The following is a 16586-nucleotide window of genomic DNA, read 5'->3' on the forward strand; positions in this document are numbered from 1 at the left end:
GAGTTTACAGATATGAGATTCGGATGTTGTGGAAATTTAGTGGCTTCAGGCCCGGATAAGACTGGGATAGAAATTGTGGAGCGCATCGCCCAATACGGATATGACTATATAGAGCTGCCGCTGGCGGAAATGATGGATTTGTCCGATGGGGAATTTGAGGCTTTGAGAAAAAGAGTGGATGCTTCGGGCATAAAATGTGAGGTCTGCAATAACTTTTTCCCGGCCAAAATCCGGTTGACCGGACCGGAAGTCAATATGGAGCTGATTAAAGCTTATATTAAGGATTCCCTGTCGAGAGCCAAGGAATTAGGGGTTGGCACTGTGGTTTTTGGCAGCGGAACTGCAAAAAACGTGCCGGAAGGATTTTCACATGAAACGGCGTACCGCCAGGTGGCCGAGATATCAAAAGAGATAGTTCCTGTGGCAAAAGCCAATGGGATCACGATTGTAATCGAGCCGATCCGCAAGCCGGAATGCAACATCATCAATACATTTGAAGAGGGCGTTGCGCTGGCAAAGGAAGTGGACGATGAAACCATGATGGTGCTGATCGATTATTATCATATGACATGGGAGAAGGAAAGCCCCAAGATACTGCGTAAATATGGAAAAGAGTATTTGCGCCACGTTCATTTTGCTTATCCTAATATCCCCAGCGAGATCGGACGGCTTTATCCTTCTGATATGGAGGAATGGGATTATAAAGAGTTTATCGGGATTCTTAAAGAAATTGGCTATGACGGCCGTGTGAGCATAGAAGCCGGCGTCACAGATTTTGATACTCAGGCGAAACAGGCGATCCAATTTTTACGCAGTAATTTTTAGTTGAGGAAAGGCGGTGGTTTCTTTGCAGGAAAAGGAGATAAAATGGCTGGCAGGAGAACAAAGGTTGTTAAAAGCAGGATATGGGTGCGTTATCGCCATGTATATCTTCAGCATCCTGATGCTGTTAAAGGATATCCGGATTTCGGTTATACTGGTCAATATCACAACCGTGTTCTATTTCGTTGTGATGCGAGGGCTTGACAAAAAGTATAATCGGGATTTTGCAGGAATCAGTATGAAAATACTCTGCGAAAAACAGATGGATGAAGTGACCGTATCCCGCAAAGGAACCATCACCAGCAGTTATCTTTCTGAGAAAGGCTTATTTCCAATCCGTACCGAAGGCGGAGGAGCTGCCTGCGGTCTGGCAGTTGTCGGAAAAAGAGGCGGGCTGAAGACAGAGCTGTGCGATATGACCGTCTGCTATAACCGGGATGATTCCACGAATAAGCGGAAAGTCGGTATTATGACCGGGGTATGGATGGAGCTGGAGAAGAAGGAGGATACGGATAAACGGCTGGTCTTAATACATAAGGATGCGTTTGAATCCCATATCAGCCCGTCTTTTTATGAGCGGCAGGGTCTGAGCCGTATTCTTCGTCCAAATTGCAGACTGGGAAATGATTATTGCCTGTTTGCGGATGCTGGGACAAAAGAATCGGAGGCAGAGGCATTTGTGAGGAAATGCAGAAAGCTTATGGATAGGACAGAAAAGGAAGAATGCAGGCTGATGATCCAGGATACCGGAAAATCCATATGCATTTTTCTGGAAAATAAAAACTTGATAATTGACACGCCCATAAGGGGGAAATTGACAGAGAGCATGGTTTTATGGGACCGCATACCGGAGCTCAGTATGGCTTTGCAGTTTTTGTAAAGACTGGTTTGTAGGAAAACAAAGAATATGATATGATAATGGAGGGAGCTGATTATTCAGCTTCCTCCACTATTTTTTCAAGAACGTTGATCAGATCATAGATGGTATTGATCTGGACATTACGGCTTAAAATTTCATTTTTTAAATCAATGGAAAGCGTCTCAAATTTGGCCTGTACGGCCGGTGCGATATAGGACATGGTGAACCCTCCTTCTATTATAGGTTTCTTGAGTTGCCGGATTGAGGCATTTCATTGGGAATCGGATTTGTTGCGGTTTGTTCATAGTGAGTCGTATCGATTTCGGGACCGGTTTCATTTCCGCGAGGGGAATCCTGTTTGGAAGGCTGGGGTGTCCGCGTTTTTCTGTGGCACATGAGATCATCTCCTTTCTTTTAATAGTTTCTTCCATTTGGAAAAATTTATGTTAGAAGATAATGTTAATTTAAATTTAAAGAGGTAAATTATGATAGAATATCAGCTGATCAGAAGTAGCCGCAAAACTCTGGCCATTCAGATAACCGGAGAAGGCCAGGTGATCGTCCGCGCGCCCATGCGGTGCAGCAGACAGAGAATAGAAGGGTTTATCAGAGAAAAGGAAGACTGGATCGTCAGAAAGACGGAAGAGGTGAAAGAACGGCAGAGAGAGCGCAGGACAGAACCTGGGCTGTCGTTTACGGAAGAAGAAAAGAGCCGATATATCGAGGAAGCCAGAACTGTCTTTAATAGGAAAGTAAAGGATTATGCGGAAAAGATGGGGGTTACATATGGAAGGATCACGATCCGCGAGCAAAAGACCAGATGGGGAAGCTGCAGCGGAAAGGGGAATTTAAACTTTAACTGGAGGCTGATTCTCATGCCGGAACCGGTTCTGGACTACGTGGTGGTGCATGAGCTGGCACACAGGAAAGAGATGAACCATTCCTCCCGTTTTTATATGGAAGTGGAGCGGGTGATGCCGGAATACAGAGAGTACCAAGCCTGGCTGAGAAAAAACGGCGGGCGGTATATAAAAAGGTAAATTTGGGGATATTTATCATAGCAGGGTATATCAGGCTCAAAGTTACAATTCACGGCCCAGAGGATCTCTGCCGTCCGGTCCGGCTCCGGCGGGTTATACGGCCTTTCCAGTTCCGGTTTCGGACTTAAGCACTTCTAAACGTGCAGGATTTTTCTAAAAACCAAGGGAAATGTCCAAACTCGCTAACGCTCAAACAGGTGGACATTTCCCTTGAACGAAAAATTCTGCGCGTTAAGAAGTGCTAATGTCCTGCAAAGTCACAGGAAAGGCCGTATAACCCGCCGGAGCCGGACCGGACGGCAGAGATCCTCTGGGCCGTGAATTGTAGCGGCTCAAAACCCTGAAATATGGCAAAAGGATGTATGAGATCAATGATAGAAGAACATGCTATGATACAATTTTTAAAACGGTTCGACCAATATCCCTTTTTGGTGAAATTGAGAGGAAAAGAATACCGGATTGGAGAGGGTAACCCGGTTTTTACCGTAAATGTAAAAAAGCCGGTTCCTCTTATGGCGTTGAAAAACAGCACTTCCCTGGCGTTAGGAGAGGCGTACATGGACGGCGCTCTGGATATCGAGGGGGATTTATATGGAGCTCTGGATTATTTTTTAAGCCAGATGGGAAAATTTTCGAAAAATGAAACAGCACTTAAAAAGCTGCTCCATACCCCGGTTACAAAAAAGTGCCAGAAGGAAGAAGTGTGTTCCCATTACGATATCGGCAATGAGTTTTATAAGCTCTGGCTGGACGATACGATGAATTATTCCTGCGGCTATTTTTCGAAAGATGAGGATACTTTATATGAAGCCCAGGTCAATAAAACGGATTATATTTTGAAAAAACTCTATCTCAAGGAAGGTATGAAGCTTTTGGACGTGGGCTGCGGCTGGGGATTCCTTTTAATTGAAGCGGCCAAAAAATATAAGATTAAAGGGGTGGGAATCACCCTGAGTGAAGAACAATATAAAGGATTTCAAAAGAGAATCGAACAAGAGGGGCTGCAGGACTATCTGACTGTGAAACTGATGGATTACCGCGATTTAAAACATTATAAAACCCAGTTCGACCGGGTGGTCAGCGTAGGTATGGTAGAACATGTGGGAAGAGAGAATTACCAGGAATTTGTGGACTGTGTAAACCATGTGCTGAAGCCGGGCGGTTTGTTCCTCCTTCATTTTATCAGCGGATTAAAAGAACATCCGGGCGATCCGTGGATTAAAAAATACATCTTTCCGGGCGGCGTGATTCCAAGCCTCAGGGAACTGGTGGCGGGAATGGCTGAAGACCAGTTTCATACGCTGGATGTGGAAGATTTAAGGCTTCATTATAATAAGACGCTTCTTTGCTGGGAAAAGAATTTTAAAGACCATAAAGAAGAGGTGAAACAGATGTTTGACGACCGCTTTGTGCGCATGTGGGAGCTCTATCTCTGTTCCTGCGCCGCCGCATTTAAAAATGGAGTGGTGGATCTGCATCAGATTCTGGCGTCAAAGGGAATCTGCAATGAACTGCCCATGGTCCGCTGGTATTAATCGGCAGACACAACTTTGAACCGCAGCTGAGAATCTAACATTCTGAACGAGTGTCTCCGCAAAAATGCTCCGGCATGAAAGGGATAAAATGGATTATAGAAAACCGCTGTACCGCTTTAAGGAAGTATATAACCATAAGGATACGGATGATATCTTTTTAGAGGCAGTAAAAGGCAATGTGGAGTTTCACAGAAAACATTGCAGGCCTTATGATGAAATATTGAAAAAACAGGGTTTTTATACGGAACAGATGAAACAGGCGGGAGACCTGCACCTTCTCCCCTGTCTTCCCACCCTGTATTTTAAACGCCACGATCTGCGCTCCATGGAAGAGTGGAAGATGGTGATTAAAGCGACTTCTTCAGGAACCGGAGGAAAGAAGAGCCGTCTTGGATTTGAACTCAAGGGGCTTAGGTATGCCGGGGAAATGACGTACCGCATGGGGCGTTTTCACGGCCTGTTTTCCAAAAGACCGGCCAATTATCTGATTCTGGGATACGAGCCCCATAAGAGCAATCATACGGTGATAAGCAAGACCCAAAGGGCTTCCATGCTTTTTGCACCGCCTTTGACCTGTGAATATGCGCTGCGGTACGAAAAAGAAGGTTATAAGCTGAATCTGCCGGGTATGAAACGGGCTTTAAAAGCTTATGCAGCCCAGTCCCATCCGGTCCGCATCATCGGTTTTCCGTCTTATCTGTACTTTTTATTGAAAGAGCTGCAGGCAGACGGAATCTCTTTAAAGCTCCCTGCGGATTCCATGATTCTTATGGGTGGCGGATGGAAACAGCACTATAAAGAACAGGTGGAAAAACAGGAGCTGTATGATCTGGTCCGGGCAGTGCTCGGGATCGGGGAGGAAAACTGCCGGGAATTTTTCGGGGCGGCGGAACATCCGGCTTTGTACTGTGACTGCAAAAACCATCATTTCCATGTGCCTTCTTACAGCAGAGTGATCATCCGGGATGTGGACACGCTAAAACCTCTGGATTATGGACAGACCGGTCTGGTCAATCTGATTTCGCCCATGATGGAAAGCGTTCCTGTGGTCAGCGTAATAACGGATGATCTTGGGATTTTACATAGGGGAAATGAGTGCGGATGCGGAATCGGAACCCCTTACTTTGAGATTATCGGAAGGTCCGGGATTACCGATATAAAGACATGTGCGGCAGGAGCCGGACAACTGATAAAAGAGCGGCAGGAGGTATAGGCGATGAGATGGAGCGATTTGAAACAGGCGGTTCTTTCCGCTTTGGAGCGCCCGTATCTCGACAGGGAACTGGTGATCGACGCATGTGACCGCCTCTCAGGACAGATGCTTTCGGGTGCTTACGAAGAGATGGTTCGGAAGATGGAAACCATAATTCCCGATTTGCCTTCAAAACTGATACAGGCGGCCCGGATGCTCAGCCGTGAGGCGTTGGAAGAAAAAGTACAGTGCGAGCTGGGATCACTCCCAAACGATAAAGTGGTTCCTCTCGGGGTTCTTCTCCATATCGGAGCATCCAATCTGGACGGCCTGGCTGCTTACAGCGTGGTGGAAGGTCTTTTGGCAGGCAATGTCAACCTTCTTAAATTGCCGGGAGAGGACGAGGGAATCAACACATTTTTGTTGGGCGAATTAGTTAAAATACAGCCGGTTCTAAAAAATTACATCTATGTGTTCCGCATTCCATCCACGGATACAAGGCGTTTGAAAAAAATGATGGATCTGTCGGACGGAATCTGTGTCTGGGGCGGAGAAGAGGCGGTTATAGGGATCCGGAAACTGGCAGGAGCCAATGTAAGGCTGATTGAATGGGGCCATAAAATCAGTTTTTCCTATGTTGCGGCAGACGGATATCAGGATGAGGCGCTTCGCGGACTGGCTGAAAATATAATCGGGACAAAACAGCTGTTATGCAGTTCCTGCCAGGGTATATTTTTGGATACTGAGAGCATGGAGGAGGCGGAAGCATTTTGCGCCGTGTTCCTTCCTATATTGGAAGCGGCATTTTTTAAAATGTGTCCGGGAGAAACAGGGCTTCGCGCCTGTCATACCCTTGAACTGTACAGCAGAGAACTGGAAATGGATCAAAACATACATAAGATCTATAAGGGAAAAGGGGTGAGCGTCACTCTGTGCACCGACGATTCCCTGGAACTGTCGGATGTTTTGGAGAACTGCTGGGTCAAACTGCTGCCCAGAGGGCGGATTGTGGAAAAACTGAGGAGTAAGAAGGGGTTTTTACAGACTGCCAGTCTGGTGTGCAGGCCTGAGGACAGGAAAGAGCTCACAGCCCTGCTCATTCGCGCGGGTGTGGTGAGGATCAGGCCGGGAGAGGAGCCGGATGCATTTTACCCGGGACAGTCTCATGACGGGGAATACCCGCTGATGAGATATTCAAGGATCATTGATATGTGAAATGTTGTCTGATATAATGGAAAGCGACAAATGATAATTTTAGGAGGATAACACGATGACTTACGAGGAAGTATGGGAAGAGGCCAAAACCTGTCTTGGAAAATACTGCAAAGGATGTGCGGTGTGCAATGGCCGGGTCTGCAAAAATCAGATTCCGGGCCCGGGCGCAAAAGGGGTAGGAGATACGGCGATCCGCAATTATGATAAATGGAAAGAGATCCGGGTAAATATGGACACATTGTGCGAAAACAAACCTGTGGACACTTCTCTGGAACTTTTCGGTAAAACTTTTAAATATCCGTTTTTTGCCGGCCCGGTAGGTGCCGTCAATCTGCATTACGGGGAAAAATACAATGACGCTACCTATAATAATGTGCTCGTATCCGCCTGCGCAAAAGCGGGAATCGCAGCTTTCACAGGAGACGGAACAAATCCTGACGTTATGACAGCCGCTACGAAAGCCATTTCCTCGGCAGGAGGCATCGGCGTGCCTACAATTAAACCGTGGAACATGGATACGATCAAGGAAAAACTGGCCCAGGTTCACCAATCAGGAGCATTTGCGGCGGCTATGGATGTGGACGCGGCCGGCCTTCCATTCCTGAAAAATATGACCCCTCCGGCGGGCGGCAAATCAACCGAAGAATTGAAAGCGATCGCTGAAGCGGCCGGAATCCCATTCATCGTAAAAGGCATCATGACAGTAAAGGGAGCCTTAAAAGCCAAAGAAGCGGGGGCAGCAGCCATCGTAGTTTCCAATCACGGCGGCCGGGTTCTTGACCAGTGCCCTGCCACGGCAGAAGTCTTAGAAGAAATCGTAAAAGCCGTAGGAGGCTCCATGAAGATTCTGGTAGACGGCGGTATCCGCTGCGGCACCGATATCTTTAAAGCCCTGGCCTTAGGAGCAGACGGCGTATTGATCTGCCGGCCATTCGTAACAGCAGTTTACGGCGGCGCAGAAGAAGGCGTTGAGCTTTACATAAAAAAACTGGCGGCAGAATTGGAAGATACAATGGGCATGTGTGGCGCCCACTCCTTATCCGAGATTACGAGAGATATGATTCGAATCTGACAGAACGCAGTTCATTCCTTCCCGGCTGGAGCAGCGGCCCCATAGCTAATGGCTGCAGCTCCAACCGGGCTGGGATTCCCGAGACATAACCTGAGGGTATAATATGTATTCCTTTTATTCAGTTGACAAATAGTACCAACATTGCTATCATTAAATGTACTATATGGAAGGTGGAGATACGATGGATAGAATTGTATTATCGTTGTTAGTAGACAATACATCAGGGGTTTTGAGCCGTGTGGCAGGTTTGTTCAGCCGCCGCGGCTATAATATTGAAAGCCTGACGGTTGGAGTGACCGCCGATGAGAGGTATTCCCGTATGACAGTTGTATCGACCGGGGATCAGGAGATTTTGGAACAGATTGAAAAGCAGCTTCGCAAGCTGGAGGATGTCAGGGATATCAAAGAATTGAAGCCGGGCCATTCGGTATACCGTGAACTGATTATGGTAAAGGTTCGGGCCAATGCCAGCGAGAGACAGGCGGTCAGCGCGATTTCCGATATTTTCCGCGCGACGATCGTGGATGTGGGAAAAGAGTCTCTTACAGTCATGCTTACAGGCGATCAGTCTAAACTGGATGCTTTGATTAATCTGCTTGAGGATTATGAGATTCTGGAACTTGCAAGAACCGGTCTGACCGGACTTTCAAGAGGCGCAGATGACGTCAGATATCTGCCGTAATTTATGTAGGCTAGAGGCGTAAGTGAGAGACGGACTGAGGGTCGTAAGGCACGTGAGCCTTTAACAAATAAAATGTATCAATACATATTCTGAGGAGGAAATAAAATGGCAAAGATTTATTACCAGGAAGATTGCAACTTATCCTTACTGGAAGGAAAGACCATCGCTGTAATCGGTTACGGCAGCCAGGGTCATGCTCATGCATTGAATGCAAAAGAGTCCGGATGCAATGTTATCATCGGTCTTTATGAAGGAAGCAAATCATGGGCAAAAGCTGAAAAGGCAGGATTTGAAGTTTATACCGCAGCAGAAGCTGCTAAGAAAGCTGATATTATCATGGTTCTTATCAACGATGAGAAACAGGCTAAGATGTACAAAGAGTCCATCGAACCGAATCTGGAAGAAGGCAACATGTTAATGTTCGCTCACGGATTTGCAATTCACTTCGGACAGATCGTTCCCCCTAAGGGAGTTGACGTATCCATGATCGCTCCAAAGGGACCTGGACATACAGTAAGAAGCCAGTACATAGAAGGAAAAGGCGTTCCTTGTCTGATCGCTGTACATCAGGATGCTACAGGAAAAGCTTATGACCTTGCACTTGCATATGCACTTGCAATCGGCGGCGCAAGAGCAGGCGTTCTTCAGACAACCTTCAGAGAAGAGACAGAGACCGACTTATTTGGTGAGCAGGCTGTTCTTTGCGGCGGCGTAACAGCTCTGATGAAAGCCGGTTTTGAAACATTGGTTGAAGCAGGATATGAGCCTGAGAGCGCATATTTTGAGTGTATTCACGAGATGAAGCTGATCGTAGACCTGATCTTCGAAAGCGGATTTGCAGGAATGAGATATTCTATCTCCAATACAGCAGAGTACGGCGATTATATCACCGGACCTAAGATCGTAACAGACGAGACAAAGAAGACCATGAAGAAGATCTTATCCGATATTCAGGATGGTACATTTGCTAAGAACTGGTTATTAGAGAACCAGGTTAACTGCCCGAACTTTAACGCTATGAGAAGAAGAGAAGCTGCTCATCAGTTAGAGGCGACAGGATCTGAACTTCGTAAGCTGTACAGCTGGAACGACGGAAACAAACTGATCGATAACTAAACAATTAAAAAAATGCCCTCTCCTGAGGCTGATAGCCGGGGGAGGGTATTTTTTTGACCTTTGGGGTTTGGCTAAGAAACGCCGGAAAGAAGGGGGAACCTGGGCGGGCGGCGGAAAATGGAAAAAGATAGGGGATTCGGGTTTCGCCTCTAAGTGATACTAGGACGCCAAGAGCGGAAAAAGGCAGCGCGGCGCCGTTCGCGATGAACTCCTGATGACTTCATCGCTCAGTGGCACCTCAAATACTGATTCGGAATTCAGTATTTGTCTGCCTTTTTTCGCTCTTGCCGACCAAGTATCACTAAGGGGCTGCACACGATCCCCTATCTTTTTCCATTTTCCGCCGCCCGCCCAGGTTCCCCCTTCTTTCCGGCTGTTGCTTGGCTGGCTGAAGGTTAAAAAATTTACATCAAGGGTGAAGGCATTTTTGGAAAAGCCTTGAGGATTTAATGTAAAGGGTGAAGGCATTTCAGGAAAAGCCTTGAGGATTTAATGTAAAGGGTGAAGGCATTTTCGAAAATGCCTTGACGTTTGATGTAAATTTGTAGTTCTGCGCAAATACCAACTTCGACGATTAAGGGATATCTTACAAAGATTTAACATTAAAAGAGAAGCGTGATTGATCAGAAACGTTTACAATAGAGGCATGAATAAAGATAAAAAACTGTAGAGTTTCTACGAAAAATAGGAGTGACAAGAAGAATGAATTATTCAATGCGGTTTAAGATACAGAGTGTCTATGCGAAGCTGCGGCCGTCTGAAAAATTGGTGGCGGATTTTTTATTGCTTCATATGGAAGAAGCGGAGGAATATTCGCTGGTGCGGTTGTGCGGGGAGGCGGGAGTGAGTCAGCCTACGGTGATTAGGTTTTGTAAGGCGTTGTCTTATGACGGGTATAGGGACTTCAGGGAGGAGCTGCTGAAAGAGAATGCCCAGAGGAAGACGGTGGGAGAAATGGAAGTTCATCCTCTGTTTGGGCTTCGGATTTCGGAAGGGGACAGGCTGGAAGAGGTACCGAAAAAGGCTGTGCTGTCCGCCATGGAACTGATGGAAAAGTCTTTAAAATACATATCTGCAAGCGATTTGGAGAAAACGGTGAAAACGGTTAAAAATGCCCGCGTAATCGATATTTACGGGGTGGAAAATTCCAATACGGCGTGCTTTGATCTGCTGAATAAATTATTGTATCTGGGGCTGAACGCGCGGTTTTTCTCGGACAGCTATCTTCAGCATATCTGCGCGGGTCATTTAACCAGGGAAGATACGGCGATCGCCATATCCTATAAAGGGCGTTCCAGGCAGACAGTGGAATCTCTGCGGCTGGCAAAGGAGAGCGGGGCCATAACCATTGCGATTACCAGTGACAGAAACAGTCCCATTCTCGCATATGCGGATATTCCCATCTGTTTGGGTGAGGAGCCTTCGGAGGTTTATGGAAATGCTATCTTTTCAAGGACAACTCAGGTGGCCTTTGTGGATATGCTGTATGTGGGACTGATTCTCAGCGATTACAAATATTTTATAAAGAAGCTGGACATCAGCAGTAAGCTGGTGGAAGGAAAAGAGCTTTGATAGAAGCCGTGGCTTTTGTAGAAAATCTACAAAAAAGCTGCGGCTTTTTACATTCCCTTAACAAAAGCTTTAACTGTATTTTGTTGTTTTCCGGGAATGAAAATTGGTAAAATGTGAGCGAATCAGGAAACAATTCAAAAAAGAAAGCATGTATGAGGAAAAAGGAGATAAAACTATGCTGGAATTAAGAAAAATAAAGAAGTCTTACGACAATGTCACCATATTGGATGAAATCAGCCTGAATATACCGGACGGCCAGATCGTCTCAGTCTTAGGCCCTTCCGGGAGCGGAAAGACCACTTTACTCAATGTAATTCTGGGAATCACACAGCTAGACGGCGGACAGGTGATTTTCGACGGGAACGATGTGAGCAGTCTTCCTGCGGAACAGAGGGAGTTTAACATTGTATTTCAGGATTATGCGCTCTTTCCTAATTTAAACGCTTATAAAAATATTACATACGGACTGAAAAATAAACCGGGCATTTCCACGGAAGAAGAGGTGAAAGAATTGATTGAGCTGTTGGGATTGTCGGATCATCTGAATAAGAGAATCGACCAGCTGTCCGGCGGGCAGAAACAGCGTGTGGCGCTGGCCAGAACCCTTGTGATGAAGCCAAAGCTGCTTTTGCTGGACGAACCGCTCAGCGCGCTGGACGGCGTGATTAAAGAGTCCATAAAGGACAGAATTAAAACAATAGCCAGGAAATACAATCTGACTACGGTGATCGTTACCCACGACCCGGAAGAAGCGCTGACACTGTCGGACCAGGTACTGATCTTAAATCAGGGCAGGATATCCCAGTATTCCACTCCAAAGGAGATTATTAATCATCCAAGCAATAACTTTGTTAGAAACTTTATTTTAAATCAGCTGGAAATCAAGAGAAATAATATTTACAGCCTGTTTGGTGAGTGCTATGCATAGGAAAGCAGTTGAAATAAAAACGATCTTTCTGTTGATCCTGATTCTGTTCGCAGTATTTTTGGGATATCCGCTGCTCAGGGTTCTGGTCAAATCACTGGAAACCTCCGGGGGATTGGGCGTTGCTCATTATATGGAAATGTGGGGGAGCAGAGGGTTTTTACAGTCGTTAGGGAATAGTTTTTTAATAGCGGAAATCAGCTCGTTAATCACCACATTGCTGGCCTTTTTTATGGCTTATACCATCAATCAGACCAATGTGAGCCCGGTGATTAAAAAGATGATATCGCTGGCTGCGGCCCTGCCCATGCTGCTTCCCACCATCACCTACGGATTTGCCATCATCTATTCCTTTGGAAAGCAAGGGCTTATCACAAAACTGCTGGGACGACAGTTCTTTGAGATTTATGGGTTTAACGGTCTGCTGATCGGTTATGTGATTTACACCATTCCGGTGGCATTTCTTCTGATCAATAATACATTCCGTTATATTGATAAAAAATTTATCGTGGTTTCCAGAATCATGGGTGACAGCCCGGCGAAAACCTTCTGGATCACCATTGTCCGGCCTTTGCTTGGGACGCTGGCTGCGGCATTTGTGCAGACCTTCTTTTTAAGCTTTACGGATTACGGAATCCCGGCCGCCGTGGGCGGAGAGTTTCATGTGGTGGCAACCACGCTTTACAATGAAATGCTGGGTGCCATTCCCAACTTTCAAAATGGCGCCGTGGTTGCCGTAACCATGCTGGCTCCGTCGACGGTGAGCATTCTCATTCTCAACTATCTGGAACGGTACAACATCCGGTATACGAAGATTTCAGAGATTGAGATTAAGAAGAATGCGGTCCGGGATCTGGTGTTTGGAGCGGTCTCCCTGGCAGTCTGCGGATGTGTACTATCCATATTTGCGGTTATATTTATCATTCCGTTTATAAAAGGCTGGCCTTATGATATGGCCTTCAGTTTTAATAAGTTTTTGGAAACCATGGAGGGCTCCAACCTGACTATGGTCTATAAAAATTCCATTGTGGTGGCGGTTCTGACCGCCTGCTTAGGAACAATCACCGCCTATGGAGCTGCTTTGGTGACAGGAAGAAGCAGTATGCCTGCCCGGGTGAAAGCGGTCGTTGACAGCATTGCACTCATCACCAATACGATTCCCGGGATGGTGTTGGGCATCGCGTTTTTGTTCGCATTTTCCAGGACGCCGCTTCACAATACATTTATGATTCTGATCGTCTGCAATGTGGTTCACTTTTTTTCAACGCCTTATCTCATGATGAAGGGATCGCTGGAAAAGATGAACAGTTCATGGGAAATGACGGCCATGCTGATGGGGGATAACTGGTTTAAAACGATTGTCCGCGTGGTGACGCCCAATGCGGGGCCCACCATTTTAGAAGTGTTTGGTTATTATTTCATCAATGCAATGGTCACTATCAGCGCGGTTATTTTCATAGCCGGAGCGAGAACGATGGTTATCACCACGAAAATAAAAGAACTGCAGCATTTTGCTAAATTCGATGAAATCTTCGTGCTGTCCCTGTTGATTTTAGCCACGAATCTGGCGGCAAAAGGGGTTTTAAAGGCGATACCGGCATTAATTCAAAAAAGGGAAGAAAATCAGAAGACCGCTGCGGCGGCAAATGGAGGAGCAGCTTTATGAAAAAGACAATGAAACGTGCATTATCAATCTTACTAGCATCAACCATGGCTTTTGGCGCAATGGGATGCAGCAAAAAGCAGGAACAGGTGGTTATCTATTCCAATGCGGATGACGAAGCGGTGGATGCCATGAAAAAGGCATTGGACGAGAACGGCTATAAAGACAAATACATTTTCCAGACTTTTGGCACTTCGGAGCTGGGCGGTAAGATTCTGGCTGAGGGAAATAATCTGGAAGCGGATATGATTACCATGAGTTCTTACTATATAGACAGCGCCCAGTCACAAAATCAGATGTTTTTGGATTTGACGTTTGACCATAAGACCCTCGGCGAATATCCGTCTTTTTACACCCCGATTACCGCTCAGGAGGGGGCAATTATTGTGAATACGGAATTGATAAAGTCTGAAAATCTTCCTATGCCGGCCTGCATCAAGGACTTGGCAGACCCCGTTTACGAAGGCATGATTTCCGTAACCGATATCTCCAGTTCTTCTACTGCATGGCTGTTGATTCAGGCTGTCATCAGCGCTTATGGGGAAGAGGAAGGGAAGCAGGTGCTGTCTCAGATCTTTAAAAATGCAGGCCCCCACATAGAAAGTTCCGGCTCCGGCCCGATCAAAAAGGTGAGAGCAGGAGAAGTGGCCGTCGGCTTCGGGCTGAGACACCAGGCTGCGGCGGATAAGGCTTCCGGCCTTCCCATTGATTTTGTAGATCCCAGGGAAGGAAACTTTTCTTTGACCGAATCGATTGCTGTAATTGATAAAAAGGATAAAACCAATCCGTTGGCAATGGAGATGGCCCAGTGCATCATTCAAAAGGGCAGAACCGATCTTTTAAAAACATACCCTCTTCCCGTTTATGAAGGGGAGACTGCCGACGATTCGGCCAAATCCGCTTATCCGAAAGTATTTCCGGAACCTCTGACCGTAGATCTGTTGAAAAAGCATACTGATTTTTCAAACAGCTGCAAATAAAAAGAACAGGAGAATAAATGAACATGAACCATTACAAATTATTAACCCCGGGACCTCTCACAACAACGGATACCGTAAAGCAGGAGATGATGGTGGATCACTGCACCTGGGATGATGAATACAAATGCATCACGCAGAAAATAAGAAAGGAGCTTCTTGACCTTGCTCATGTCACAGAACCGGAGTACACTGCGGTGCTGATGCAGGGAAGCGGAACCTTTGGCGTGGAATCCGTAATATCCAGCGTGGTGGGAGAAGATGATAAGATATTGATTGCAGCCAACGGCGCCTATGGTGAACGAATCGTGGACATGGCAAAATACCATAAAATTGCGTATATCCAGTATGAAGTCCCCTACAATGAGATCCCGGATGCAGAGAAAATTGAGGAATACCTAAACAATGATCCGTCCATCACCCATGTGGCCATCGTTCACAGCGAGACCACATCCGGTATCTTAAACGATATAGAATCCGTGGGAAAGGTATGTAAAAACCATGGAGTCACCTATATAGTGGACGGGATGAGCAGCTTTGGCGGAGTGGATATTCCGGTAAAAGACTGGGGAATCGATTTTATCATCAGCAGTTCCAACAAATGCATCCAGGGAGTTCCCGGCTTCAGCTTCATCATCGCCGGCCGCGAAAAATTAGAATCCTGCAAAGGCAGGGCCAGAAGCCTGTCTCTGGATCTTTACGACCAGTGGAAAGGGATGGAAAAAGACGGGAAATGGAGATTTACATCGCCAACCCATGTGGTTCTGGCCTTTTCCAAGGCATTGGAAGAACTGAGAGAAGAAGGTGGAATCCCGGCCCGCCATGCCAGATACAGCCACAACAACCGGCTGCTGATCGAAAAGATGGCAGAACTTGGCATCCGTTCCTATATAGACGAGAAATACCAGTCCCCGATCATCACCACCTTTTTATATCCGGAACAGGGCTTTTCCTTTGATAAAATGTACCGTTACATAAAAGAACGGGGCTATGCCATCTATCCGGGAAAGCTGACCGAGATGGACACGTTCCGAATCGGAAACATCGGTGAAATTTACGAGGAAGACATTATAAAATTATCCGAAATATTCAAAGACTTTTTTGAGGAGGCAGCACATGAAGCATAAAATAGAAGCGGTAATACTGGATTGGGCAGGGACTGCAGTGGATTACGGATGCTTTGCACCGGTACAGGCATTTGTGGAAATATTCAAAGGATGCGGCTTAAACCCAACCATTGAAGAAATCAGAAAACCCATGGGCATGCTGAAACGGGATCACATCAGAACCGTCCTTTCCATGGAAACCATCAGACTTCAGTTTAAAGAACTGTACGGACGTGATTTTACGGAAAACGACGTAGACCGCATGAACAGGGATTTTGAAAAAAGTCTTCTGGCAATCCTGCATAATTACACAACTCCAAAACCGCACGTTCTGGAAACCGTGGAAGCCCTACGGAAAAAGAAGATCAAAATAGGTTCGACCACAGGTTATACGGATGAAATGATGTCCATCGTCACCCAAGGCGCAAAATCCCGGGGATACCAGCCGGATATCTGGTTCAGCCCTAATTCAGTAGGAAATATGGGCCGTCCATATCCCTATATGATATTCAAAAACATGGAAACCCTGAAAATTACCTGTGTACAAAACGTGATGAAGATAGGAGACACCGTATCCGACATATTGGAAGGCAAAAACGCCGGAGCGGTCACAGTGGGCGTTCTGGAAGGAAGCTCCGAAATCGGCCTTTTAGAATCCGAGTATGAGCAGCTTACGGACGAAGAGAAAAACGCATTGAAGAATAGGGCGGCCGCAAGATACCGGGAAGCCGGTGCGGATTATGTGGTTGATAATCTGAGCGGCGTATTGGAACTGATACAGTAAAATTTATCGACCGGTTATTTTGGACT

The 16586-nt window shown here is 46.3% G+C and carries 16 protein-coding genes; 15 read left to right on the forward strand and 1 reads right to left on the reverse strand.

All coding sequences use genetic code 11. The features are described from left to right. Positions 1-12: 12 nt before the first annotated feature. On the forward strand, positions 13-825 hold the full coding sequence (locus C0033_RS17750; RefSeq protein ID WP_103229241.1) for a sugar phosphate isomerase/epimerase family protein: 813 nt from the start codon (positions 13-15) through the stop codon (positions 823-825). A gap of 22 nt (positions 826-847) precedes the next feature. After that, positions 848-1702 (forward strand): hypothetical protein, encoded by an 855-nt coding sequence (locus C0033_RS17755; RefSeq protein WP_103229242.1) that lies wholly within the window; start codon positions 848-850, stop codon positions 1700-1702. A 52-nt stretch (positions 1703-1754) separates the two neighbouring features. On the opposite strand, the gene C0033_RS27145 is transcribed toward C0033_RS17755, so the two are convergent. Then, positions 1755-1901, reverse strand: a complete 147-nt coding sequence (locus C0033_RS27145) for a hypothetical protein (protein ID WP_180994797.1) — start codon at positions 1899-1901, stop codon at positions 1755-1757. Positions 1902-2166: 265 nt separating this feature from the next. Here C0033_RS27145 and C0033_RS17760 point away from each other — a divergent pair, with 265 nt between their 5' ends. From C0033_RS17760 to phnX, 13 genes are all read left to right on the forward strand, one after another. Further along, entirely contained in the window at positions 2167-2721 is a 555-nt protein-coding gene (locus C0033_RS17760; RefSeq protein WP_103229243.1) for a SprT family zinc-dependent metalloprotease, read from the forward strand. 362 nt (positions 2722-3083) lie between these two features. Further along, a complete protein-coding gene (locus C0033_RS17765) occupies positions 3084-4256 on the forward strand; it encodes a cyclopropane-fatty-acyl-phospholipid synthase family protein (protein WP_242984539.1) in 1173 nt (390 codons plus the stop codon). Positions 4257-4344: 88 nt separating this feature from the next. Beyond that, complete coding sequence (locus C0033_RS17770) at positions 4345-5469, forward strand: acyl-protein synthetase (protein WP_103229245.1); 1125 nt, start codon at positions 4345-4347, stop codon at positions 5467-5469. Between the two features lie 3 nt (positions 5470-5472). Next, positions 5473-6663, forward strand: coding sequence for an acyl-CoA reductase (locus tag C0033_RS17775; protein WP_103229246.1), 1191 nt, complete (start codon positions 5473-5475; stop codon positions 6661-6663). 55 nt (positions 6664-6718) lie between these two features. Further along, positions 6719-7735 (forward strand): alpha-hydroxy-acid oxidizing protein, encoded by a 1017-nt coding sequence (locus C0033_RS17780; protein WP_103229247.1) that lies wholly within the window; start codon positions 6719-6721, stop codon positions 7733-7735. Positions 7736-7916: 181 nt separating this feature from the next. Further along, complete coding sequence (ilvN, locus tag C0033_RS17785) at positions 7917-8417, forward strand: acetolactate synthase small subunit (RefSeq protein ID WP_103229248.1); 501 nt, start codon at positions 7917-7919, stop codon at positions 8415-8417. A 105-nt stretch (positions 8418-8522) separates the two neighbouring features. Next, on the forward strand, positions 8523-9533 hold the full coding sequence (ilvC, locus tag C0033_RS17790; protein ID WP_103229249.1) for a ketol-acid reductoisomerase: 1011 nt from the start codon (positions 8523-8525) through the stop codon (positions 9531-9533). 702 nt (positions 9534-10235) lie between these two features. Beyond that, entirely contained in the window at positions 10236-11105 is an 870-nt protein-coding gene (locus C0033_RS17800; RefSeq protein WP_103229251.1) for a MurR/RpiR family transcriptional regulator, read from the forward strand. Positions 11106-11280: 175 nt separating this feature from the next. Continuing rightward, on the forward strand, positions 11281-12033 hold the full coding sequence (locus C0033_RS17805; protein WP_103229252.1) for an ABC transporter ATP-binding protein: 753 nt from the start codon (positions 11281-11283) through the stop codon (positions 12031-12033). Next, complete coding sequence (locus tag C0033_RS17810; protein WP_103229253.1) at positions 12026-13696, forward strand: ABC transporter permease subunit; 1671 nt, start codon at positions 12026-12028, stop codon at positions 13694-13696. Before C0033_RS17805 ends, C0033_RS17810 begins: the two co-directional genes overlap by 8 nt. Continuing rightward, positions 13693-14673 carry an extracellular solute-binding protein gene (locus C0033_RS17815; RefSeq protein ID WP_103229254.1) on the forward strand — a complete coding sequence of 327 codons (981 nt, stop codon included), beginning with the start codon at positions 13693-13695 and terminating at the stop codon, positions 14671-14673. Before C0033_RS17810 ends, C0033_RS17815 begins: the two co-directional genes overlap by 4 nt. 23 nt (positions 14674-14696) lie before the next feature. Continuing rightward, positions 14697-15797 (forward strand): 2-aminoethylphosphonate--pyruvate transaminase, encoded by a 1101-nt coding sequence (locus tag C0033_RS17820; protein WP_103229331.1) that lies wholly within the window; start codon positions 14697-14699, stop codon positions 15795-15797. Next, positions 15787-16560, forward strand: coding sequence for a phosphonoacetaldehyde hydrolase (gene phnX / locus C0033_RS17825; protein ID WP_103229255.1), 774 nt, complete (start codon positions 15787-15789; stop codon positions 16558-16560). Before C0033_RS17820 ends, phnX begins: the two co-directional genes overlap by 11 nt. Positions 16561-16586 lie beyond the last annotated feature (26 nt).

It is taken from the genome of Clostridium sp. chh4-2 (genome assembly GCF_002899675.1).
In the GTDB taxonomy this organism is placed as follows: Bacteria; Bacillota; Clostridia; order Lachnospirales; family Lachnospiraceae; genus CHH4-2.

Bases quoted from the DNA above. Each gene is read 5' to 3' on its own strand.
- C0033_RS17765 (WP_242984539.1), top strand. From the start codon at position 3,084: ATGAGATCAATGATAGAAGAACATGCTATGATACAATTTTTAAAACGG.
- C0033_RS17760 (WP_103229243.1), top strand. From the start codon at position 2,167: ATGATAGAATATCAGCTGATCAGAAGTAGCCGCAAAACTCTGGCCATT.
- C0033_RS17805 (WP_103229252.1), top strand. From the start codon at position 11,281: ATGCTGGAATTAAGAAAAATAAAGAAGTCTTACGACAATGTCACCATA.
- C0033_RS17780 (WP_103229247.1), top strand. From the start codon at position 6,719: ATGACTTACGAGGAAGTATGGGAAGAGGCCAAAACCTGTCTTGGAAAA.
- C0033_RS17810 (WP_103229253.1), top strand. From the start codon at position 12,026: ATGCATAGGAAAGCAGTTGAAATAAAAACGATCTTTCTGTTGATCCTG.
- C0033_RS17820 (WP_103229331.1), top strand. From the start codon at position 14,697: ATGAACCATTACAAATTATTAACCCCGGGACCTCTCACAACAACGGAT.
- phnX (WP_103229255.1), top strand. From the start codon at position 15,787: ATGAAGCATAAAATAGAAGCGGTAATACTGGATTGGGCAGGGACTGCA.
- C0033_RS17815 (WP_103229254.1), top strand. From the start codon at position 13,693: ATGAAAAAGACAATGAAACGTGCATTATCAATCTTACTAGCATCAACC.
- C0033_RS17750 (WP_103229241.1), top strand. From the start codon at position 13: ATGAGATTCGGATGTTGTGGAAATTTAGTGGCTTCAGGCCCGGATAAG.
- ilvN (WP_103229248.1), top strand. From the start codon at position 7,917: ATGGATAGAATTGTATTATCGTTGTTAGTAGACAATACATCAGGGGTT.
- C0033_RS27145 (WP_180994797.1), bottom strand. From the start codon at position 1,901: ATGTCCTATATCGCACCGGCCGTACAGGCCAAATTTGAGACGCTTTCC.
- C0033_RS17775 (WP_103229246.1), top strand. From the start codon at position 5,473: ATGAGATGGAGCGATTTGAAACAGGCGGTTCTTTCCGCTTTGGAGCGC.
- C0033_RS17770 (WP_103229245.1), top strand. From the start codon at position 4,345: ATGGATTATAGAAAACCGCTGTACCGCTTTAAGGAAGTATATAACCAT.
- C0033_RS17800 (WP_103229251.1), top strand. From the start codon at position 10,236: ATGAATTATTCAATGCGGTTTAAGATACAGAGTGTCTATGCGAAGCTG.
- ilvC (WP_103229249.1), top strand. From the start codon at position 8,523: ATGGCAAAGATTTATTACCAGGAAGATTGCAACTTATCCTTACTGGAA.